General features: G+C 60.0%; 21 protein-coding genes. 10 read left to right on the top strand and 11 right to left on the bottom strand.

Annotation, left to right across the window (positions count from 1 at the left end; translation table 11 throughout):
• Positions 1 to 13 precede the first annotated feature (13 nt).
• Complete coding sequence (locus SLW74_RS19690; protein WP_410929822.1) at positions 14 to 1,228, bottom strand: tyrosine-type recombinase/integrase; 1,215 nt, start codon at positions 1,226 to 1,228, stop codon at positions 14 to 16.
• Positions 1,229 to 1,547: 319 nt separating this feature from the next.
• On the opposite strand from SLW74_RS19690, the gene SLW74_RS19685 reads away from it, so the two are divergent.
• From SLW74_RS19685 to SLW74_RS19675, 3 genes are read left to right on the top strand one after another with little or no spacing between them, the layout of a single operon-like run.
• Positions 1,548 to 2,060, top strand: a complete 513-nt coding sequence (locus SLW74_RS19685; RefSeq protein WP_192133497.1) for a TIR domain-containing protein — start codon at positions 1,548 to 1,550, stop codon at positions 2,058 to 2,060.
• The gene (locus SLW74_RS19680) at positions 2,057 to 2,854 is read left to right on the top strand and encodes a macro domain-containing protein (protein ID WP_410929821.1); all 798 of its coding nucleotides are present in this window, start codon (positions 2,057 to 2,059) and stop codon (positions 2,852 to 2,854) included. The genes SLW74_RS19685 and SLW74_RS19680 overlap by 4 nt, the downstream gene beginning before the upstream one ends.
• A 50-nt stretch (positions 2,855 to 2,904) precedes the next feature.
• A complete protein-coding gene (locus SLW74_RS19675) occupies positions 2,905 to 3,345 on the top strand; it encodes an HIT family protein (RefSeq protein WP_410929820.1) in 441 nt (146 codons plus the stop codon).
• Positions 3,346 to 3,892: 547 nt separating this feature from the next.
• On the opposite strand, the gene SLW74_RS19670 is transcribed toward SLW74_RS19675, so the two are convergent.
• The 9 genes from SLW74_RS19670 to SLW74_RS19630 form a co-directional block, all read right to left on the bottom strand.
• Positions 3,893 to 4,225 (bottom strand): hypothetical protein, encoded by a 333-nt coding sequence (locus tag SLW74_RS19670; RefSeq protein WP_369319235.1) that lies wholly within the window; start codon positions 4,223 to 4,225, stop codon positions 3,893 to 3,895.
• Positions 4,226 to 4,409: 184 nt separating this feature from the next.
• Positions 4,410 to 4,658 carry a hypothetical protein gene (locus SLW74_RS19665; protein ID WP_410929819.1) on the bottom strand — a complete coding sequence of 83 codons (249 nt, stop codon included), beginning with the start codon at positions 4,656 to 4,658 and terminating at the stop codon, positions 4,410 to 4,412.
• 36 nt (positions 4,659 to 4,694) lie between these two features.
• Complete coding sequence (locus SLW74_RS19660; protein ID WP_410929818.1) at positions 4,695 to 5,807, bottom strand: endonuclease NucS domain-containing protein; 1,113 nt, start codon at positions 5,805 to 5,807, stop codon at positions 4,695 to 4,697.
• A gap of 269 nt (positions 5,808 to 6,076) precedes the next feature.
• A complete protein-coding gene (locus SLW74_RS19655) occupies positions 6,077 to 7,132 on the bottom strand; it encodes an ADP-ribosylglycohydrolase family protein (RefSeq protein ID WP_410929817.1) in 1,056 nt (351 codons plus the stop codon).
• Between the two features lie 223 nt (positions 7,133 to 7,355).
• Positions 7,356 to 7,787 carry a DUF6933 domain-containing protein gene (locus tag SLW74_RS19650; protein ID WP_410929870.1) on the bottom strand — a complete coding sequence of 144 codons (432 nt, stop codon included), beginning with the start codon at positions 7,785 to 7,787 and terminating at the stop codon, positions 7,356 to 7,358.
• Between the two features lie 155 nt (positions 7,788 to 7,942).
• Positions 7,943 to 8,824, bottom strand: coding sequence for a LysR family transcriptional regulator (locus SLW74_RS19645; protein WP_410929816.1), 882 nt, complete (start codon positions 8,822 to 8,824; stop codon positions 7,943 to 7,945).
• Between the two features lie 58 nt (positions 8,825 to 8,882).
• Positions 8,883 to 9,635: an Asp/Glu racemase gene (locus SLW74_RS19640; RefSeq protein ID WP_410929815.1), complete on the bottom strand. Its 753-nt coding sequence runs from the start codon at positions 9,633 to 9,635 to the stop codon at positions 8,883 to 8,885.
• Positions 9,636 to 9,762: 127 nt separating this feature from the next.
• Complete coding sequence (locus tag SLW74_RS19635) at positions 9,763 to 11,148, bottom strand: MFS transporter (protein WP_410929814.1); 1,386 nt, start codon at positions 11,146 to 11,148, stop codon at positions 9,763 to 9,765.
• Between the two features lie 134 nt (positions 11,149 to 11,282).
• Positions 11,283 to 12,224, bottom strand: a complete 942-nt coding sequence (locus tag SLW74_RS19630) for a LysR family transcriptional regulator (RefSeq protein WP_192133480.1) — start codon at positions 12,222 to 12,224, stop codon at positions 11,283 to 11,285.
• Positions 12,225 to 12,345: 121 nt separating this feature from the next.
• On the opposite strand from SLW74_RS19630, the gene SLW74_RS19625 reads away from it, so the two are divergent.
• On the top strand, positions 12,346 to 13,521 hold the full coding sequence (locus SLW74_RS19625; protein WP_410929813.1) for a fumarylacetoacetate hydrolase family protein: 1,176 nt from the start codon (positions 12,346 to 12,348) through the stop codon (positions 13,519 to 13,521).
• Positions 13,522 to 13,568: 47 nt separating this feature from the next.
• Positions 13,569 to 15,353, top strand: coding sequence for an IlvD/Edd family dehydratase (locus SLW74_RS19620; protein ID WP_410929812.1), 1,785 nt, complete (start codon positions 13,569 to 13,571; stop codon positions 15,351 to 15,353).
• Positions 15,354 to 15,557: 204 nt separating this feature from the next.
• On the opposite strand, the gene SLW74_RS19615 is transcribed toward SLW74_RS19620, so the two are convergent.
• The gene (locus SLW74_RS19615) at positions 15,558 to 16,463 is read right to left on the bottom strand and encodes a LysR family transcriptional regulator (protein ID WP_296313260.1); all 906 of its coding nucleotides are present in this window, start codon (positions 16,461 to 16,463) and stop codon (positions 15,558 to 15,560) included.
• A gap of 116 nt (positions 16,464 to 16,579) precedes the next feature.
• On the opposite strand from SLW74_RS19615, the gene SLW74_RS19610 reads away from it, so the two are divergent.
• From SLW74_RS19610 to dxs, 5 genes are all read left to right on the top strand, one after another.
• The gene (locus tag SLW74_RS19610) at positions 16,580 to 17,587 is read left to right on the top strand and encodes a zinc-binding alcohol dehydrogenase family protein (RefSeq protein ID WP_065988420.1); all 1,008 of its coding nucleotides are present in this window, start codon (positions 16,580 to 16,582) and stop codon (positions 17,585 to 17,587) included.
• A 69-nt stretch (positions 17,588 to 17,656) separates the two neighbouring features.
• Positions 17,657 to 18,826, top strand: coding sequence for an L-dopachrome tautomerase-related protein (locus tag SLW74_RS19605; protein WP_410929869.1), 1,170 nt, complete (start codon positions 17,657 to 17,659; stop codon positions 18,824 to 18,826).
• 284 nt (positions 18,827 to 19,110) lie between these two features.
• Positions 19,111 to 19,353, top strand: a complete 243-nt coding sequence (locus tag SLW74_RS19600) for an exodeoxyribonuclease VII small subunit (RefSeq protein ID WP_062384761.1) — start codon at positions 19,111 to 19,113, stop codon at positions 19,351 to 19,353.
• Positions 19,350 to 20,237, top strand: a complete 888-nt coding sequence (gene ispA, locus SLW74_RS19595) for a polyprenyl synthetase family protein (RefSeq protein WP_410929811.1) — start codon at positions 19,350 to 19,352, stop codon at positions 20,235 to 20,237. The genes SLW74_RS19600 and ispA overlap by 4 nt, the downstream gene beginning before the upstream one ends.
• 158 nt (positions 20,238 to 20,395) lie before the next feature.
• Complete coding sequence (gene dxs, locus SLW74_RS19590; RefSeq protein WP_410929810.1) at positions 20,396 to 22,285, top strand: 1-deoxy-D-xylulose-5-phosphate synthase; 1,890 nt, start codon at positions 20,396 to 20,398, stop codon at positions 22,283 to 22,285.
• Positions 22,286 to 22,305 lie beyond the last annotated feature (20 nt).

Here is a 22,305-nt window from a genome sequence, read left to right as displayed (position 1 = left end):
TTCCTGAATGGATTCAACTTATGTGGGAGGCAGTGCTGTAATCAGCCCACTCCTGCATCAATGACCGACGCTTCTCGAGAAAGTCAGTCCGAGAGTATGCCCCTTCAGTTTGATTCCGCTCGTCATGTGCGAGCGCCATCTCACAGACCTCCCGAGGATGAACCGTATTTTCCGCAGCCCAATCCCGGAATGTTGATCGAAACCCGTGACGGGTAATCTCAGCATGCTTCATCTCATGCAGAAGTGTACGCACGGCATTTGCGTGCATCACCCCGCTCTTTCCTCGCCCTGGAAATAGGAATGAGCTCCCCTCAATGCGTGGGATTTTGGCTAACAGGTCTATGACCTGCTCGGAAAGCGGTATTGCAAACGCCTTCCGCGCCTTCATACGTTCAGCCGATAGCACCCAGATCTTGGAATCAAAATCGAACTCTTCCCAGCATGCGAACCGGGCCATGTGAGCCCGTGCGCCAGTCAAGATTAATAGCTGAGCAGCAAACGACGGGAGGGTGTCATCCTTTCGAAGATTCGCCATCAATACAGGTAACTCAGACCACTTCATAGCTGCAAAATGCTGGCGCTGTCGGGCCGCTTTCTTCGCATCTCTGGAGAGAAGATGCTCCAAGTTCCCCCGCCAACGCGCTGGATTCTCACCATCTCGCAAGCCTCGTGCTTTTGCAGCATCTAGCACCTGTTCGATTTGTCCCCGAACCTCGTCCGCTGTGCGAGTTTTCGCGCCCCATATGGGGTTCAAGATCTTTTGCACATGATCAACGCCGACTGACTCAGCAGGGAGGTCACCGATCAATGGAAACGCGTACTTTTCCATTTTTCGCACCCAACCCTTTCGCCACTTCTCAGAGTGCTTGCCGCTATGAGCTTGGTGGTACTCAAGGGCGAGGCTTTTGAACGAGTGACGCTTGGCTTCAGCCGCTAATTCTAAAGCTCTCTGAGCCTCGCGGGCGGTTTCTCGCTCCGAAAGAGGATCTACTCCCGCATTCAACATCCGACGAGCCCCTAGGGCATCCGTACGAGCGTCAGACAGACCGATGTCTGGGTAAGCGCCCAGCCCCATGTCACGGGACTTCCCGTTCCATTTGTAGCGAAAAATCCAGCTTCCTTTCCCATCCGCGCTGTACTTGAAATACAGGTTTCCTCCGTCACCGGCGTAGCCTCGTTTCCCAGACTTCAACAGCCCGGAAATTCCCTTCACTGTCAGCTTGACCATATCCCCACCAAAACTACAGCCCATACTTAGGCCCATACCCGGAACGGTAGATGATATTGGCGGGCACTGGCAAGCAGTAGACACTAGATAGCGTCACACCCAATATATAAGGGCTGAATCCTCAATACCCTCAGACGAGCCCGGACTTTACTGGACGTAGGAAAAGCCGCCCACAAGCCGGCTTTTTAACTTCCCATGAATACGTCGAACCGCTAATCCACGCGGCGCCTCCGCGCGCGCGTCAATCGGCAATCAATGGAATGAGCGCTTTGATCAACGAAGCAGACAACCGCCTCCGCTTTACTACAGGAAGTTCATCATGAGTTATCGCAACAAGACTTACATCGCCTTCGCCAGTGAAGACATCAAGCATTACTGGCTGATGAAAGCCTGGAAACAGAACGAGAGAATCGACTTCGACTTTTTCAATGCCCATGACTTGTTCGAAGCACGGGACAGCAGTTCGCCCGAGACCATCAAACGCCGACTGCGCGAGCGCCTCAACAACACCAAACAAGTCATCTTTCTGGGCAGCGAAGATGGCCGTCGCAAAGGCGGCGACGGGGATTCGTTTCTTGCTTATGAAGTCGAGGTGATTCTCGAACTCGACCTTCCGATCGTCATCGCCAATCTCTGCCAGAGCAGAAACATCGTCATGGATAACATTCCCCAGCCGCTGATCGATCAAAAACACTTCAATGTGTCTGTGTCCTTCCAGCCAAAAATCATTCAGTACGCGCTGGACAACTACGTCGAGGGCTACGCGAAGAGCGAGATGCAGGGTCCCCATCGGTATGTCGGAAGAATCTACAACGAGCTGGGCCTGCAATGACCATTCTTCAGGACATGCAAACGTGGCGCTTCTGGCGCCACTTCCTGGTGGCGTTGTTCGCCTGCGTCGGCGGACTGTCGACGATCATGCAGACCTTCAACGTCATTTACCCCGGCAGCCACGCGATGGAAGGCTTCGGCATCCTGATAGCGATCATCGTGGTGTCAGTTTCCGCAGCGCTTTTCAAGGCATGGCCGCGCCCGATTGCCGAGGAATACAACGCGCCGAAAACGCGGATCACCATCGTGCCCGGCGACCTTCTTAAGGAAGACGGCCATCTGGTGATTGGTACCAACGACACCTTCGACACGGAAACGCCGAACATCATTGCCACCTCCAGCCTGCAGGGTCAGGCATTGCAGGTCCTTTACGGCGGCGACCTGAGAGAACTTGATCGTCATCTGGACGACGCGCTGGTTAACACCCCCTGCGTCGGTACGCTCAACAAACCGGGCAAACAAGTGCAATACGGTGTCGGCACCATCGCCACGCTCAAGCACGCGCACCGGCTGATCTTCTTCCTGGCCTACTGCGAAATGGACGCCCAGAACGTCGCGCGCTCCACGCCGGACAAAGTGTGGAAGGGCTTGCTCGCGCTGTGGGCCGAAGTGTCCCGGCGCGGCAACGGCGGGACGATCTCGATCCCGGTGATCGGCGGCGGACAGGCGCGACTGTCCAGCGTCCTGCCCGCTCAGGACGCCATCCGCTTCACCCTGCTCTCGTTCATGTTCGCCTCCCGCAACTCGAAGGTCTGCGACGAACTGCGCATCGTCGTCCGCCCCGACGACTATTGAAAACTTGATCGTCTGGAGCTTCAGTCTTTCCTTTCGTCATTGAGGTCATCATGAGCAGGGAAACAAGCCTCGACCTGCCGGACAACCCCGACTGCGCGTTCTGCGCGTACCTGAAAGGCAAACGGCCCTACACCATCCTCTCGTGCACCACCGAAACCGCGACGTTCGTGACCCGCGAACAACGGGGTCACCCGCACGTGCTGGTGCTGCCCCAACGCCACGTGCCTTCGTTGCTGGAAATGACCGACGAGGAAGTGGCGGCGGTGGCGGTTGAAGTGCGCAATGCGGCGAGGCTGATTGAAAAGGCGTATGGGAAAGCCGGGATTGCGGTCTGGCAGAACAACGGCGTGCCGGCGGGACAGGCGATCGGGCATGTGCACTTTCATGTGGCGGGGACGCTGGAGGGCGGGGGGACGGAGTTTGGGGAGGTGCAGGAGATCTCGGTGATGGAGACGGATGAGATTGCGCGGCGGTTGCTGGAGGCGAGATAGGCCATCGCCGCAGCGTCGGCCACTTTCATTGCCGCGCACTTTTGAACACGCCCCAGAACAGCGATTTTGCGTTCCACGCGTCGTGGATCAAACCAAGGAAAATGAAGGGCTATGGATCTTTCAGTGTTGCGTGGGCCCGGTTCGGATCTGTTGGCCTGTTTGGGCAGCAGCCTGCTGCCCAATTGTCTTGGGCTTACTTAGAAACCCCGCGCAGGGGCGTCAACGGCTCCATGCTAGGGGAGTGCGAACTCGAAAACCATGAAGCAGTCTCACAGCCACCTTCTCACCTCTCATTCGGTGGAGTACACGTGCTGTTTGCGCGAGAAAAATCGGTTATCTCGCGCCACCTGAAAAGCATCTTTGACAGCAGCGAGTTGCAACGTCAGGCAGTTGTTGCAAAAAAGGCAACAACTGTCGCTGACTGCTGGTGATTCTGAAGATTTTGAAGTCGGCTGGGTTGGATACAGGCGACTACCGTAGCACTTCTTGACCCGCGAAGCGTTGCGACAGACGATCCAGTAGAGGCTTGAGGATGCATATCTCCCAATCAGAATCCGAAAAGTTTTTTTCTTCGGGTTTTGATTTCGCCGTCGAGCAATGCGCATACGGTGGTCAGGAATACATACAAATCGCCTTCGAAGTAGTCTTCGGCGAAGGAAGTATCTTGACCAAATGGAGGGTCGACGTACTCCAACCCTTCGGGCGTCATATGCCTTCGGATATAGACTTTTATTTGCCTTTTGAACAAGATCGCATGCAGCAAATCCAGAAAGCCGTCGCCGATGTATTCGCTGACTATCTGGGGCAGCGTGAGGGGTTCGAATTCTGTCTTTTCCTCCTCGGTTAGAAACTCGCCTACGGCATCGCCGACAGAAAACATGAATCCAGATAGGTATGTGTATCGCATATTCAGCCTTGGATAAATAAATAGCCTGTCAACGGCACGATTAGAGCCGAAGGAGCCTTCCTCGCCTCACCTTGATTTCGGCATCCAGCAAGACCAAGACGCTAGACAGGAAATCGTAAAGATCACCTTCAAAATAGTCTTCTGCGAAGGACGTTTCCTAGCCGAACGGAGGGTACACATACGCCAACCCGTCATCGGTCATGTATCGTCTAATGTAGGACCTAATCTGCCGCTTCAGAATTACGGCGTGGACAAGCTCCACGATCCCGCTTTTACCAAAAGATTTTCTTACGATCTCTGGAAGATTAAGCGGTTGGAACGCTGCCTTTTCTTCAGCTAATAAAAATTCGCCAACGCCTTCGCCGACCTCGTACATAAAGCTGTGCAGATGCATGTAGCTACTCATGAGCCGCCTCATAAGACCGATTCAGCAGCAACCCAGTTAACGGGACTCACCACTGCCCAGGCCGCCCTCATCACACCTTTGAAAAAAGGTTTTCAATCGCTCTACCGTCCACCGCCACTTTGGGGTACTAGGACGGCAGATCGTGTTCTGATTACCAAAGAATCCAACCTCGCGCACGGCTTCCGAAAGCGGGACCGTCTGTAACCATTCAACGCCAACGAAATACTCGCACCGTTCCAGGTCATCAAAAAACTCAGCGTGATAACTGCCGCGTGTCACCGCTTCCAGTACCGGGACGTCGACGCCATCCCTCATGACTGTAAACGCGCTAGCGGGCGCAGCCGCGGCGGCGACCCGGCATACGCCGACGTAACCTTGCTGCGGAACGTTCACCCAAACGCGGTCGCCTGGTGCAAGTACCCGCAAGGTTTTGCTGTACCAACTTCCGCCGCCACCAGAGACGAATCCGAATTCGATAGCGTCATCCCACGAGCGCGCCGTTGATACCCCGTAGGAGCAATAAAACTCACCATTCCACGGTTCGTTTTGAGACTCGCCCGTTGATGCTGCATTGACCTGAGTCTGCGCAGGATCGAGCAGCCACGACCGACTGAGCAGTTGACGCTCGCCAGCCTGAAAGATCTGGAAGCACAGGACGTTGATCGGGATGTCTCGCTCGCTTAGGTAGGAAACGATGCGCTCGCTGCTTGCATCCAGTTCTGTGGCGACAATGATCAACTGATGGCTGTTGTTCAGATCGCCTTCACCCAGCATGCGCCCAAATCGCTGACGGAAGTCATCGCCCAAGCTGCGTCCCGGCCGGAAACGTTTGTAGATCAATTCGATTTCGTCGCTGCGTAACTTTTCAATCCAGACGGCGTAATCAAGCGCCTGTGCAACGACCTCACGAGGAGTACGATCCCGTTTGAGCTCAATCAGCACTAGCGCACCGTCCGGAGCAACTGCAAGCAGGTCGATTCTTCCGCCCATGCCGGTACTTTCTTGCCGTCCGATGAGCATCCACTCGTCCGAGAGGATGTCCGGCGCACTCACGATCATCTCTTCGAGAAACTGCTCGCTTGGCAACCTACTCGGTACGAGTTTGGTGGGCGCAGCATCTACTGTCCAAATATCCGTTTTGATGGGCAAAGTCAGATCCTTCTGTATTGAAAAAAAACGCTTGAGCTACTTCATTGAGGAACTACCGAGGGTACCGGCGATTGGCCTTATTCCGCCAATACATGTTTGAAAAAACAGTCCCCTGCCGAGCGTATGATACCGAGGCACAGCATTCGGAATCCGCTAGCCAGGCAAAAGAATGTGAGGCTTGTAGAGCGCTCACATTTGGTCAGCAGGCCGCTGACCAAATTGATTGCCTTGCCGTAGCTGACCCGTTCAATTGGCACCACTCAAGCCCATCAACCCCCCGGATACCGCTCCCAAATCTCGTCATCAAACTCCCCGCTATAACCCGTAAACACCCTCGGCACCCGCTCTATATCCTCCGCCACCGCCTCAATCACCCCACGCAACTCAAGCGGCGCAAGCCAACGATCCGGGATCGCCTCCACGCCGTGCTGAATACCCAGCAGATGCCCAGCAATCAGCCCAGTGCTGTCACTGTCGCCGCTGTGATTTACGGCATTGATCACGCCGTCTTCGAACGACGTCGCCGTGAGTGCGCACCAGATGCCAATGGCCAAGGATTCCTCCGCGATCCATCCGCCGCCCAATTCCTCGATCCGCTCGGGGGTTGGGCGGTGGCCTTCGTAGCTAAAGAAGAGCACGCGCTCGACGATCGCTCGGGTTTCCTCCATTCCAGGTTTGTCCCCGTGCTCGGCCAGGCTTTTGGCAATGGCGTCATCCAGACTGTCCTGGCGGTCGACGATGCGCTGGAGAATGTCAGCGAAAAGACCGCCAGCCAGGTAGCCCGTTGGGTGACCGTGGGTCAGACGGCCGGAGTCAGCGGCGACGTCGAAGGCGTTGCGGAAGAATGCGCACGGCGCAACGCGCATGACGGCGCCACAGCCTTTGCTGTCGTTTTGAGCGAAAGAGCCAAATTCCGTACTGGCCTTCAGTGCGCTTAGACAGGTGAGGCCGGGCGCGCGGCGGGACCACAACTCGCGCTCCTCCACCAGCCAGCCATCCAGGCTGACGCTTGTGATGGCAGGCGAGTAGTCCTGAGTCATCAACCAGCGCAACAGCGCATGGTGGATGACGCCGGGTATGTGGCAAATACCGCGGGAGACACCGCGCACATGGGCGCGCAGCAGACCTTCAGCGGTGAAGAGCATCATTTGCGTGTCGTCGGTGATGGCGCCCACGCGGCCGTAAGCCGGGGCGAATTCGACGATGCCACGCGCACCGAATGTCGCGTGGATGTCGTTCCATTTGAGAAATTCAACCGGCGCACCCAGCGCATCGCCCACCGCGCCGCCGAGCAGGCAGCCTTTGATCCGTTCAAGTCTGTTCATCTGTGCTTCCTTACACTGGCTGCATTATGGTTTTGAGCGATTCGAGCGTTCTTTCAAGTGGCTCAACATAGGCTCTTTTTGCACGCGAAGTCCTGATCTTCTATGTGTTAATCCTCAAATTCAGGACCAGGATCGTGCTCACGTCGACGTGACCTCCAGCTCTTGTACCCCTCCGAAATCTCCACCTCGGTCATCACCATTCCGAACCTCGGAAAAGCCTGCTTCAGCTCCAGCTCAGCCGGAATGAAGTAATCCCCGCCCCTGATTGTTCGAACATCCCGTTGGGCACCTCACCGAAAGCGATGAGATCCGGCGCCTCAACTGGCAGCCCTTCTCCTTCGTAGGCATCGTATGCAGCCATGTAGAGCACATCATTGATATGCGCCTGAACGCTTCGGTCGCTACGCTTGAAAAAATGTACGGGTTGGAGGCTTTCTTCCCACACGTCGACGTGTCGCTGGAGCTCAGCCTGAGGCGGAATTTGCCCGCGAACATTACCCGCCAACACAAGCACTTCAAGAAGGTATCGAGCGTTGAACTGCTGCAGAAAACCCTGCACGTCGTTGGGTTTCAGACCCACAAACATCATCGCGTAGCGCGTGTCGACTTTCATGGCGAGCAGGACATGAGTCCTGCCGAATTTGGTGACGTGCAGTTGCCAGCGATTGGGCAGCGGCGGAGGGCTGCACAGCGCTGATGATCTTGCCCTTCACTTTCTTGGAGAAGAAATCAGCGGCGTGCTGGGTGCAATCAAAAATCAGCATGTCATAGGGTCCATTCGGCGATGGTCGAGGATACCGGCGATGATCCTCACCCCGCCAACACATGCCGCAAAAACAACGCCCCCGCCACCGACAAACCCTCCCTTGATCTCACACAAACGTTGAGTTCACGACTGGCCCATTCCTCTTCCAGCTGAACCACTTTCGCACCGTCCATTCGGTAAATCCCTACGCTGCCCTCGGGCATGACGCCGATGCCGACGCCTGCCTGAACCATCAGGCTCAAAGCGTCATAGCTGGCGACCTCCATGCGGATTCTCAGGGAGCGGCCGAGGTCATTGGCGGCTTTGATCAGCTGGAAATTCAGGTGGGTGCCGCTGCGCAGGGCGACGTATTCGTGGTCGAGGGTGTCGCTGAAACGAACAGATTCGCGGCCTGCCAGCGGGTGGTCGTTGGGTACGATCAATACGAGGCGATCAGTGCGGAACGGGAAGACCTCGATGTCGGCGCCATGGGGCAAGCGCGTGAATATGCCGATCTCGGCGCGGTTTTCGGCGACGGCTTTGGTGATCGCCAGGCTTTGTTGTTCTTCGAGGACGATGTTGATGAGCGGGTACAGCGCCATGAACGACTTGATCAAGCCGGGCATGAATTGGGTGATCGCGGAGATGTTCGCCAGCACGTGCACCGAGCCGCGCGTGCCGTTGGAGTAGTCGCGCATCTGCAGGACGATGTCGTTGAGGTTGTTCAGTGCGCTGCGGGCCATGAACAACAGCGACAGGCCGGCGTCGGTCGGCGTGATGCCTTTATTGGTGCGGGTGAGCAGTCGCGAGTCGAGCAGCTCTTCCAGTTCGCTGAGCCGCTTGCTGACGGCCGCCGCCGCGATGTGTTCGCGCTTGGCAGCGGCAGCGATGGTGCCTTCTTCGACGACGCTGACGAAGAGGCGCAGCGAGACAAGGTCGAGTTTCATGTGGGGTACCGGGCGTGCTGGCCTGAGTGGCCGCCATAGTACCCCGTCAGGCATCGCCTCAGAACGCGCCGGATAACAGATGGCCGGCGTTGGGAACCTGCGCTTTGAGGCCGAGGGTTTTAAGCATCTGGTAGACGGTCGCCACGGACGCGGACAGCACCGGCTTATCCAGCCGATCCTGTACGACCTGGATGGCGGGCAGCGACGGCATCTGCACGCAGCACGACAGCACGACGCCATCGGCTTGCCCGATGTTGAGCCGGTCGGCGTGGGAAACCAGATCCATCGGGTCGAGGCGACCGACTTGCAGGTTGTCGGAGACTTCCAGGCTGATGGCGTCCACCACCTCGATTCCGGCCGCTTCGATGTAGTCGATGACCTGTTGGGTGAGTGGCTTCATGTAGGGCGTGATGATCGACACTTTCTTGTAGTTGAGCATCTGCAGGCTGTCGATCAGCGCGCCGGCCGAGCTGAGCACCGGTGCGTCGGAGGCGTTGGTAGCGACGGTTTTGCTCAAGCGCTCCTGGGAGACTTTATGGTAGCCGGCGCCCTGGCACATGATTGCCACCAGGCAGGCATACGCCATGACATCGACCCGCGCATCGCTCAATTCCAGCGCGCAGCGGTCGCTGTCGATGTCCATCTTCTTCAGTTCTTCGGGGCTGACTTTCATCATGCGCATGCGGGAGGAGTGGAAGGTGAAGCGCTCGTCCGGAAACAGGGAGTACCGCGACGTGAGCATCGCCGGGATCTCGGTTTCCATGGTGGTGTTGGAGCTGGGGACGATCTGGCCAATCCGGAAATTTCTCACAGGGTCTTCTCCATTTCGCCGACGGCGAGGTCATGTGCGACCGATGCTAGGAGTGACCAAGAGTGGCGTATATCAGGCAATGACGAGCCTGCCATCGCGGCTGGCGATGGCAGGCCCTGATTCTCGTCTACGCGTGAGAAAGCACCTCGCCCCGCGCAGGCGCTTCGGCCTTGTGATTGCCCAGCATCGCCCGTGGGATGGAAAGAATCAGCCCCGCGCTGATGAACAAGCAGGCGCCCAGCACGTAGGTGCCGTTGTTGATGTTGCCGGTGAGGTTCTCGGCGACGGCGGTGATCATCGAACCGGTGAAGCCGGACAGGTTGCCGATGGCGTTGATCATGCCGATCCCCGCAGCGGCCGCGACGCCGGACAGCACGGTGCCCGGGAGGGTCCAGTAGATCGGCATCAGGCTCAGCACGCCGGACGCGGACACGCTGAGGAAGATGATCGACAGCACCACGTTGCTGGCGAAGTAGGCGCTGAGGATCAAGCCGATGCCGCCGATGATCGCCGGAATCGCTGCGTGCCACCGGCGCTCGCCAGTCTTGTTGGAGTGCCGCGCGTTGAGGGTCATGGCGATCACGGCGATGCCATAGGGAATGGCCGTCAGCAGGCCAATGTCCATCGGGTTGGAGACGCCGGCGCTTTTGATGATCGATGGCATCCAGAACGCCAGCCCGTAGAACCCGGTGTTGAACGTCAGCAGGATCAGCACCAGCAGCCACACGCGTCCGTTGAAAAACACCTCGCGCAAATTCGTCGCCTTGCCTTTGCTGTCGCTCTCGAGGTTGGCCTTGAGCATGGCCTTTTCCTGGGGCGACAGCCATTTGGCCGAGTCGATGTTATTGGCCATGAACGCCAGCACCACGAAGGCCATTACCACCGAAGGCAGGCCTTCGATGATCAGCAGCCACTGCCAGCCGGCCATGCCGTTGACGCCCTGCATTCGGGTCATCAGCCAGCCGGAAATCACACCGCCCAGCGTCAGACTGATCGGCATCGCCATCAGGAAACCCGCCATCACCCGGCTCTGCCGACGGGTAGGAAACCAGTAGTTGAGGTAAAGGATGACGCCGGGAAAGAAGCCTGCCTCACAGATGCCGAGCAAGAAGCGCAGCACGTAGAACATGGTTTCCGACTCGATGTGGAAAAACTTCGCCAGCGGCACGGTAAACGCGACGGCCATGGACACGATGGCCCAGGTGAGCATGATCCGGGCAATCCAGAACCGCGCGCCGAAGCGATGCAGCAACAGGTTGCTCGGGACTTCGAAGAGGAAATAGCCCCAGAAGAACATGCTCGCGCCGAGGGCATAGATGGTGTTGCTGAATTGCAGGTCGTTGAGCATGTCCAGCTTGGCGAAGCCGATGTTGACGCGGTCGAGGTAGGCCGCCATGTAACACAGGAGCAGGACGGGAAGGATGCGAAGGATGACTTTGCGGTAGGTGCGGTCTTCAAAGCTGGCGTGCCCGGGACCCGAGGACTCGGGCAGGCGCTGGGATACGGTTTCCATGGTGGGACCTCCAGGCACTCGAGGGCGCCTGTATTGTTGTTATGTGAGGGTCGAAACGCGGGCCGATGTTACTGACAACGGCATTGATTAGGATAATGACTTGTTTCCATTGATTGATAACGCCGCGTTATCGCCTATTGATGGGCCAGCCGCGCATTTGCCAGCAGGATCTCGGCAAATTCCGATGCAGCTCCGAGTAACGGCTCACCACGGCGGGTGAGAATTCCGTAATCCTGGGGCGCCAGTTTCAGCGGCGTATTCAGCACTTTCAGCAAACCGGAATCCAGATGCGGCTGCGCCATCGAGGCTGGCAACATGGCGATCATCGGCCCTGCCTGCAGCACCTGGAGAAAGGTCTGCATGGAGATGGTGTCGATGGTGTTCTTTGGGGTGGGGATGCCGGCTTTGGCGAAGGCCTGCTCCATCCGTGCGCGAATCGGCGTGCCCAGCGGATACAGAATCCATGGCCAGCTTCCGAGCGCTTGCAGCGGCGTCTGCGGCAATTCGATCAGCGGGTGACGACTGTTGACGACCATGCAGAATGGCTCCGGCGCCAGCGCCTGAAAGTCATACACCTGCTGTTGGTTTTCGTTGGTGTAGCGCGCCACCGCGAGATCAAGCTTCTTGTCGTCGAGCATTTCCATTAAATGGTCGCTGGTCTGCTCAACCACCTCGATCGACAGCAGCGGCCAGCGCGCTTTCAACTGCACGATGGCTTCCGGCAGCACCACCGCAGTCGCCGCGAAGATCGCCCCCACCTTCAGGAAACCATGCCCGCCCTCGCGCAGACTGCTGATCTGATCAACGAACTTGCTCGCGTCGTTCAGGGCGATCTGCGCATAGCGCACCACGTGTTCACCGAGGGCGGTCGGCGGCATGTTCCGCGGCAGACGCTCGAACACATCAAAACCCAGCAGCCGCTCGATCTCGCGCAGCATTTTGCTCACCGCCGGTTGGCTGAGGTTCATGTGTTGCGCCGCCGCGTGCATGTTGCGAGTGCGCGCGAGGGTTTCGATGAGCACCAGATGCTTGAACTTGAGCCAGTTACAGACCGTGGAAAATGAAATGTCCGACATGAGCGCGGCCTCAATAAGCGATAACCCAATGTTATCGATTCTTGAGCAGATGTCATTGGAGTTTATCGACGGCGCTGATTAGGGTCGTTTATAAATCATAAAAAGCGTTGAGGACTTCACCATGCCAATTCAGCTCACTCCCGAAAACACCCTCCCCGCCGACGGCCTGAATGGCACGCTGATCGGCCGCGCCTGGGTGCCCGGTAAAGTTGGCGGCCCGTCGCCCGTGGTGGTGCGTAGCGACGGGGTGTTCGATCTTTCGTCGAGCTTCGCCACGTTGAGCGACTTGCTGGAGGTCGACTCGCCATTGGCCGCCGTTCGCGAAGCCCAGGGTACGCGCGTCGCCAGTCTCGAAGAATTGCTGGCGAATTCGACCGCAACGCCCGATCCCAACAAACCATACTTGCTGGCACCGGCGGACCTGCAAGTGATCAAGGCCGCCGGCGTCACCTTCGCGGCGAGCATGATCGAACGGGTGATCGAGGAACAAGCGGCGGGCGACCCGGCCAAGGCGGAGAGCGTGCGCGCCATCGTGCAGAACGCGATTGGCGACAACCTGCGCAACATCAAACCGGGCTCCGAACAAGCCCGCACACTCAAGGCGCTGCTGATCGAGCAAGGCATGTGGTCGCAGTACCTTGAAGTCGGCATCGGCCCGGACGCCGAGATTTTCACCAAAGCGCCGGTGCTGGCGGCAGTGGGCAGCGGCAGCCAGGTGGGCATTCATCCGAAATCCGAGTGGAACAACCCCGAGCCGGAAGTGGTGCTGGCGGTGAACAGCCGCGGGCACATCCACGGCGCGACCTTGGGTAACGACGTCAATCTGCGTGACTTCGAAGGCCGCAGCGCGCTGCTGCTGAGCAAGGCAAAGGACAATAACGCCTCGTGCTCCATCGGCCCGTTCATTCGGCTGTTCGACGAAACCTTCTCCCTGGATGACGTGCGCAACTGCGTGGTCGATCTGCAGGTAAAAGGCGATGACGGCTACGTGATGAAAGGCTCAAGCTCGATGTCGCAGATCAGCCGCGATCCGGCCGACATTGCTGGACAGGCGCTCAACGCCAACCATCAATACCCGGACGGCTTCCTGCTGTTTCTCGGTACCCTCTTCGCCCCGACCGCCGACCGTGACCATGCCGGCGGTGGTTTCACCCACAAGTTGGGCGATCAGGTCAGTATCAGCAGCAGCCTGCTCGGCGGGCTGCACAATGAGGTGACCCACAGCAGTGACGCGGCGCCGTGGAGGTTCGGCGTCGGCGCGTTGATACGCAATCTTGCCGTGCGCGGTTTGTTGTAACGCTGAACACCTACGCAGCACACCTAATTCCAAGAGAGACCCGAACCATGTCCGACACGCCGAAACGCCCCCTTCGCAGCCAGCAATGGTTCGATGATCCGGAACACGCTGACATGACGGCGCTGTACGTCGAGCGCTACATGAACTACGGCCTGACCCGCGAGGAGCTGCAATCGGGCCGACCGATCATCGGCATCGCCCAGACGGGTTCTGATCTGGCGCCCTGCAACCGTCATCACCTTGAGCTCGCCCAGCGGGTCAAAGCCGGCATCCGTGATGCAGGCGGCATTCCGATGGAGTTTCCGGTGCACCCGATGGCCGAGCAGACGCGCCGGCCGACCGCGGCCCTGGACCGAAACCTGGCGTACCTCGGGCTGGTGGAAATTCTTCACGGCTACCCGCTGGATGGCGTCGTTCTGACCACCGGTTGCGACAAAACCACGCCGGCCTGCCTGATGGCAGCGGCGACCACCGACCTGCCGGCCATCGTGTTGTCCGGCGGGCCGATGCTCGACGGTCGCCACAAGGGCGAATTGATCGGTTCCGGCACGGTGCTGTGGCACGCGCGGAATTTAATGGCGGCCGGCGAGATTAATTACGAAGGCTTCATGGAAATGACCACCGCCGCGTCGCCGTCGGTGGGCCACTGCAACACCATGGGCACGGCGCTTTCGATGAACGCGCTGGCCGAAGCACTGGGCATGTCGCTGCCGGGTTGCGCGAGCATTCCGGCGGCGTACCGCGAGCGCGGGCAGATGGCCTACATGACCGGCAAACGCATCTGCGGTCTGGTCCGCGAAGACGTGCGCCCTTCGCAGATCATGACCCGCGAAGCCTTTGAAAACGCAATCGCGGTCGCCTCCGCGTTGGGCGCTTCAAGCAACTGCCCGCCGCACCTGATCGCCATCGCCCGGCACATGGGCGTCGAGTTAAGCCTCGACGACTGGCAGCGCATCGGCGAAGACGTGCCGTTGCTGGTCAATTGCATGCCGGCCGGGAAGTATCTGGGCGAAGGCTTCCACCGCGCAGGCGGCGTGCCGGCGGTGATGCACGAGCTGCAGAAGGCGGGCAAGCTGCATGAAGACTGCGGCACGGTCTCCGGCAAAACCATCGGTGACATCGTGCGCAACGCCGTCGCCCACGACACCGACGTGATTCGTCCGTACGAAGACCCGCTCAAACACCGCGCGGGCTTTATCGTGTTGAGCGGTAATTTTTTCGACAGCGCGATCATGAAGATGTCGGTGGTCGGCGAGGCGTTCCGCAAGACCTACCTGTCCGAGCCCGGCGCGGAGAACAGTTTCGAGGCGCGAGCGATCGTGTTCGAGGGGCCGGAGGACTATCACGCGCGGATCAACGATCCTTCGCTGGAAATCGACGAGCGCTGCATTCTGGTGATCCGTGGCGCTGGCACGGTCGGTTATCCCGGCAGCGCCGAAGTGGTGAACATGGCGCCGCCGTCTGCGCTGATCAAACAGGGCATCGACTCGTTGCCGTGCCTGGGCGATGGCCGGCAGAGCGGCACCTCGGCCAGCCCTTCGATCCTGAATATGTCGCCAGAAGCAGCGGTGGGCGGTGGCCTGGCGCTGCTGAAAACCAACGACCGGCTGCGCGTGGATTTGAACAACCGCAGCGTCAACGTGCTGGTCAGCGACGAGGAAATGGCCGCACGCCGCGCGCTGTTCGAGCCGAAGATGCCGGCCTCGCAAACCCCGTGGCAGGAGCTGTATCGGCAGTTGGTGGGGCAGTTATCCACCGGCGGATGCCTGGAGCCGGCGACGTTGCATTTGCGGGTGATTGCACGCAGCGGCGAGCCGCGGCATTCCCATTGAGCAGCCGCGCGCGCTCGTGTAGGAGCGCGGCTTGTCCCGCGATCGGCGACGAAGTCGTCGCAAAACCTGTCATCTGGGTGTGGAAGGTTTCCCGAGGTAGTCAATTTACGGCTGCTTTGCAGCCGATCGCGGGACAAGCCACGCTCCCACAGGGACATCATTGTGCCGAGAGTTGCGCCATGGACGCAGAGGGTTGGACAGCACTCACAACAACGCCGGCAACCCCTTTTCCATGCCGGCAAGGCGGTTTTTCAACAGCGAGTGCAGCTGTTGCACCGCCGGGGAAAACTGTTTGCGGTGCGGGCAGACCAGGTTGAGCGGGGTTGGCTCGCCCGGGTAATCCGGCAGCAACAGTTCCAGCCGCCCGGCGCGGACGTCCTCGCAGACATCCAGCCACGACTTGTACGCCACACCCTGCCCCGCCACCGCCCAGCGTCTCACCAGATCAGCGTCATCGGTGAGCAACGGGCCTGACACCGAGAACACCCGGCCACCGAGCCGCCACTTGTCATATACCCGGCCCGCCAGGGTGAACAGCAAGCACTCATGGCGCAGCAAGTCGTCGGAGACCACGGGTCGGCCCTTGCGCGCCAGATACTCGGGCGATGCCACCAGCACTCGGCGATTCCACGGCGCCAGCGCCAACGCGATGTAGTTAGCGTCTTCGATCACGCCGTAGCGAATCGCAACGTCCACCGGATCGCGAAACAGATCGGCCACTTGATCGGAGATAAACAGGCGCAGATTCAGCGCGGGGTGCTGACTGCGAAAATCCGTCAGCCAGGGCAGCAGCATGTTTCGCCCCAGATCCGAAGGCGCCGCCACTTGCAGCGTACCTTGCAGCTCAGCGCTTTCCCGCTGCAGCTTTTCCCGGCCATCCCGTAAGGCATCGAGCACCGTCTGGGCGGTCGGCAGGTACTGCTCGCCTTCAGCGGTGAGGCGCAGGCTGCGCGTCGAACGGGCAAACAGGCGGATATCCAGCTCTCGTTCGAGGCGCTTGATGGCCGCGGCGACTTGCCCCGGCAACAGATCCACCTCCCGCGCAGCATTGGAAAAGCTACCCAGCGCGGCGGTGCGGACGAAAAGGGTCAGGTCGTCGATGCGGATCATTTTCACTCCAGCCGTGAAAGTGTTGCCGGATTCTGCGGGTTTTTCTGCCCAACGAACAAGAACAAGATGGGTCCAACGTTTCAGCCACCTTTTGTCCACTGACTAGAGAGATCGCCATGAAAGCCATCGCCTTCACCCAGCACGGTCTGCCCATTGAAGACCCCAACGCGCTGCTGGACATGGACCTGCCCAAGCCAACGCCCGGCCCTCGGGATTTGCTGGTCGAAGTCAAAGCGATTTCGGTGAACCCGGTCGACACCAAAATCCGCGCCGGCTCTGCCGTCACCGAACCCAAAGTGGTTGGCTGGGACGCCGTCGGCGTCGTTCGCGAAACGGGAAGGGACGTCACGCTGTTCAAAGCCGGGGACGAAGTGTTCTACGCCGGCTCCATCGCCCGTCCGGGCAGCTACAGCGAATTCCACCTCGTCGACGAGCGCATCGTCGGGCACAAACCCAAGAGCCTCGACAACGCCCACGCCGCCGCGCTGCCGCTGACCTCGATCACCGCCTGGGAATTGCTCTTTGACCGTCTGGGCGTTAAAGAAGGCGGCGGCGAAGGTGACAGCCTGTTGATCATCGGTGCCGGTGGTGGCGTCGGGTCAATTCTGGTGCAACTGGCCCGCCAACTGACCAAACTGACCGTGATCGGTACAGCGTCCCGTCCGGAAACCCGCGAATGGGTCGAAAGCCTGGGCGCCCACCACGTCATCGATCACAGCCAGCCGCTGGTCGAGCAACTGAATCAGATCGGCGTCGGTCAGGTGAGCCATGTCGCCAGCCTGACCCACACTGATTCGTACTTCACGCAGCTGATTGAGGCGTTGAAACCACAGGGCCAGTTGGCGCTGATCGATGACCCGAAATCCCTCGACGTCGTCCCGATGAAACGCAAGGCCCTGTCGCTGCACTGGGAACTGATGTTCACCCGCTCGCTCTACGAAACCCCGGACATGATCGCCCAGCATGAGCTGCTCAATCGCGTCGCCGACCTGATTGACCAGGGCGTGCTGAAGACCACCCTCGGTGAGCACTTCGGCGCGATCAACGCCGAAAACCTGCGCCGCGCCCACGCCGTGATCGAGAGCGGCAAGGCCAAGGGCAAGATCGTTCTCGAAGGTTTCTAACCCTGTCCATTTTTTGAAGGGCCTGCTGCGGCAGGCCGGGAGCCGTTTGTGTCCATGAAGCAGAACATGATGTTGTCAGCGCTGGCCCTGTCAGTCGCTTTGATCAGCCAGACCGGCATCGCAGCCACGACCGCCACCGCACTACCCGCCAATGCACCGGCGGAGAAAACCATCGGTCAGCTTGAGCAGGTGTTCACCTTTCACGACGCCATGCCCACCGGCGTGACCGTGACGGAAACCGGGCGCATCTTCGTCAACTACCCGCATTGGGGCGACGACGTGCCGTTTACCGTGGGCGAAATCCGTGACGGCAAGGTCGTCGCCTACCCCGATGCAGCCATCAACAAAGAAGACCCAAAAGACCCGGCCAAAGGGCTGATCAGCGTGCAGAGCGTGGTCGCCGACGGTCAGGGCCGCGTCTGGCTGCTGGACACTGCCGCCCCGAATTTCGCCGCGCCAAAAGCCGGCGGCGCCAAGCTGGTGGCGGTTGATCTGGCCAGTAACAAAGTGGTCAAAACCCTGGTCTTCCCGGCCAACGTCATCCTGCCGAGCACCTACGTCAACGACATGCGCTTTGATTTTCGCAACGGCAAGGAAGGCACGGTTTACGTGACAGATTCGTCGGTCTCCGGGCCTGGCGCGATCATCGTCATGGACATCGCCAGCGGCAAGGCGACCCGTCGTTTGAGCGGCGCTAAATCCACTTCGGCCGACCCTGACTTCAAGCCGGTGGTCGAAGGCCAGGCCGCCCTGGTCACCAAAGGCCCGGACGGCAAGCCGAAAACCATGGCCGTTGCGTCTGATGGCATCGCGCTGTCCCCTGACGGCAAAACGCTGTATTTCAGCGCGCTTTCCAGCCGCCACCTGTATGCGGTGCCCACCACCATGCTGCGTGATGCCAACGTCAGCGAGGCTCAACTGAACGCAGCGGTCAAAGACCTCGGCGAAAAAGGCGCGTCCGACGGCCTGGAAGCAGACGCCAACGGCGCGGTCTACGCCGGCGACTACGAGCACAACGGCATCCGCAAACGCCTGGCGGACGGCAGCTGGCAGACCATCGTTCACGACCCTCGCGTGCTGTGGCCGGACACGTTGTCGGTCGGGCCGGACGGCTATCTGTATTTCACCGCCAACCAGTTGCAGCGCCAGGCCGGTTTCCACGATGGCAAGGACCTGCGCGAAAAGCCCTACAGCCTGCTTCGGGTGAAGATCGACGCCGCGCCTGCGCCGACGCGTTGATCGTGCAGGCACAGTCAGTCGCGCGAAAGCGCAGATCCTGTAGGAGTGAGCTTGCTCGCGAAGACGGTATTTCAGCCGCTGAAGATTGAGCCGATGTGCGGCCCCCTTCGCGAGCAAGCTCGACTCCCAGACGCCCATCATCTGCGGCCAACATCCGCGAGGCTGATGCAATTCTTGTGGGAGTGATGCACTGCAAGCCGTCACCTGCGTACCCCTTCTCATTTGCCCCGATGCGTGCGCTCTGCTAGTGTCGCGCCGGTTTAACGTCTACCGGGATAGCCGCCATGGCCCGCAAGAAAGCTGCACTGGATTTCGAACAGTCCCTCACGGATTTGCAAACGCTCGTCGAGCGTCTGGAGAACGGTGAGCTGTCGCTGGAAGACTCACTGACCGCCTTCGAACAAGGCATCCGCCTGACCCGCGAGTGCCAGAGCGCACTGGCCCAGGCCGAGCAGAAGGTGCAGGTCTTGCTGGAGCGCGACGGCGAACTGGCCGAAGAGCCGTTCGACGCGGAACAGCCGGAATGATCGCGGCGTATCAGGCACTCAGCCAGGCTCGCGTAAATGCGGCGCTGGAGACGCTGTTCGATGCGCCCGCCCCTGAATTGACCCGCCTTTACGCCGCCATGCGCTACAGCGTCACCAATGGCGGCAAGCGCGTGCGCCCGCTGCTGGTCTACGCCGCCTGCGAAGCCTTGGGCGGCAACGCCGAGCACGCCAACGGCGCAGCCTGCGCCGTCGAATTGATCCACGCGTATTCGCTGGTGCACGACGACCTGCCGGCCATGGACGACGACGATTTGCGTCGCGGCCTGCCCACGACCCACAAAGCCTTCGACGAAGCCTGCGCGATTCTCGCCGGCGACGGTCTGCAGACCCTGGCCTTCAGCGTACTGAGCGATAACGCACTGACCCCACAGAACGCCGAGACCCGGCTGAAGATGGTCGCCACCCTCGCCCGTGCATCCGGCCCTGCCGGCATGGTCGGCGGACAGGCCATTGATCTCGGCTCTGTCGGACTCAAGCTCGACCAGACGGCGCTGGAATTCATGCACCGGCACAAGACCGGCGCACTGATCGAAGCCAGCGTCAGGCTCGGCGCCTTGGCCAGCGGCAACGCAACCCAGGTCCAGCTCGATTCGCTGCAGATTTACGCCCGCGCCATCGGCCTGGCCTTTCAGGTGCAGGACGACATTCTCGACGTCGAGAGCGATACCGCCACGCTGGGCAAACGCCAGGGCGCCGATATCGCCCGGGACAAGCCGACCTACCCCGCGCTGCTGGGCCTGGAAGAAGCCAAACATTACGCACTTGAGTTGCGCGACCAGGCCCTTGTGGCCCTGCGACCGTTCGATGCATCGGCCGAACCCTTGCGAGCCCTGGCGCGTTATATCGTCGAACGCCGCAACTGAGCGCAGGTCATAAAACTTACCGGGTGTCGGCAGCCTTGCTGCCGCTGCCTGATTTCGCCGGCAATCGTTGCCCCTGAACATCCCGTTGCTGCACATCGTGCGCAGCCGGCAATGCATCAGGTAAACTGCCGCCTCTTTTACTTATAACGATTCGCCTGATGCCCACGACGTTCAAAGAGATTCCCCGCGAGCGCCCGTCCACGCCCCTGCTCGACAAGGCAGTGACGCCGGACGGCCTGCGCCGCTTAGGTGAAGCAGAGCTTGAAGCCCTGGCTGACGAACTGCGCCTGGAGCTGCTCTACACCGTCGGCCAGACCGGCGGCCATTTCGGCGCCGGCCTCGGCGTCATCGAACTGACCGTGGCCTTGCACTACGTCTTCGATACCCCCGACGACCGGCTGGTCTGGGACGTCGGTCACCAAGCGTACCCGCACAAAATCCTCACGGGTCGTCGCGAACACATGTCGACCCTGCGCCAGAAAGGCGGAGTGGCGGCATTCCCGCGTCGCAGCGAGAGTGAATACGACACCTTCGGCGTCGGTCACTCCAGCACCTCCATCAGCGCCGCGCTGGGCATGGCGATCGCCTCCCGGCTGCAAGGCAGTGAGCGCAAGTCCATTGCCGTGATCGGCGACGGCGCACTGACCGCCGGCATGGCCTTCGAGGCGCTGAACCACGCGCCCGAAGTCAGCGCCGACATGCTGGTGATCCTCAACGACAACGACATGTCGATCTCGCGCAACGTTGGCGGGCTGTCGAATTATCTGGCGAAAATTCTCTCAAGCCGCACTTACACGAGCATGCGCGAAGGCAGCAAGAAAGTACTGTCGCGTCTGCCCGGCGCGTGGGAAATCGCCCGTCGTACCGAGGAATATGCCAAAGGCATGCTGGTCCCCGGCACGTTGTTCGAAGAACTCGGCTGGAACTACATCGGTCCGATCGACGGACACGACTTGCCTATCCTGATCGCCACCCTGCGCAACATGCGTGACCTCAAGGGTCCGCAGTTCCTGCACGTGGTCACCAAGAAAGGCAAAGGCTTCGCGCCGGCCGAGGTCGATCCGATCGGCTATCACGCGATTACCAAGCTTGACCCGCTGAACGCACCTGTCGTGCCCAAAAAGGCCGGCGGTCCCAAGTATTCCGGCGTGTTCGGCCAGTGGCTGTGCGACATGGCCGAAGCGGACGAGCGTCTGGTCGGCATCACGCCGGCCATGAAAGAAGGCTCGGATCTGGTGGCGTTCAGCGAACGTTTCCCGGAGCGCTATTTCGACGTCGCCATCGCCGAGCAGCACGCGGTGACGCTGGCGGCGGGCATGGCCTGCGAAGGCGCCAAGCCGGTTGTGGCGATTTATTCGACGTTCCTGCAACGCGGTTACGACCAACTGATTCATGACGTGGCCGTGCAGAATCTGGACGTGTTGTTCGCCATCGACCGCGCGGGTCTGGTGGGCGAAGACGGCCCGACCCACGCCGGCAGTTTCGATCTGTCGTACCTGCGCTGCATCCCCGGCATGCTGGTCATGACGCCGAGCGATGAAAACGAGCATCGCAAGATGCTCACCACCGGCCATCTGTTCAAAGGCCCCGCAGCCGTGCGTTACCCGCGCGGCAACGGTCCCAATGCCGTGATCGAGAGCCGTCTCGAACCGCTGGAAATCGGCAAGGGTGTGGTTCGCCGTCAAGGCAGCAACGTCGCCATGCTGGTGTTCGGCGTGCAGTTGACCGAAGCGCTAATCGTGGCGGAGAAGCTTGATGCGACCGTGGTCGACATGCGCTTCGTCAAACCGCTGGACGAGTCACTGGTGCGCGAAATGGCCGGCAGCCACGACCTGCTCGTGACGATCGAAGAAAACGCCATCATGGGTGGCGCGGGCGCGGCGGTCAGCGAGTTCCTGGCGCGGGAGAACATTCTCAAGTCGGTCCTGCACCTGGGCCTGCCGGATGTGTACGTCGAGCACGCCAAACCAGCGCAGATGCTGGCTGAGTGCGGGCTGGATGTTGCTGGCATCGAAGCGTCGATCAACCAGCGCCTGTTGAAGATGTAGCCTCTCGCAAGCGTGACCGA

Origin of the sequence: Pseudomonas sp. W5-36, assembly GCF_046540455.1 — a bacterium.
Classification (GTDB): Bacteria; Pseudomonadota; Gammaproteobacteria; order Pseudomonadales; family Pseudomonadaceae; genus Aquipseudomonas; species Aquipseudomonas graminis_B.
Note: the sequence above shows the minus strand (reverse complement) of the source record. Positions and strands in the feature narration are given on the sequence as shown.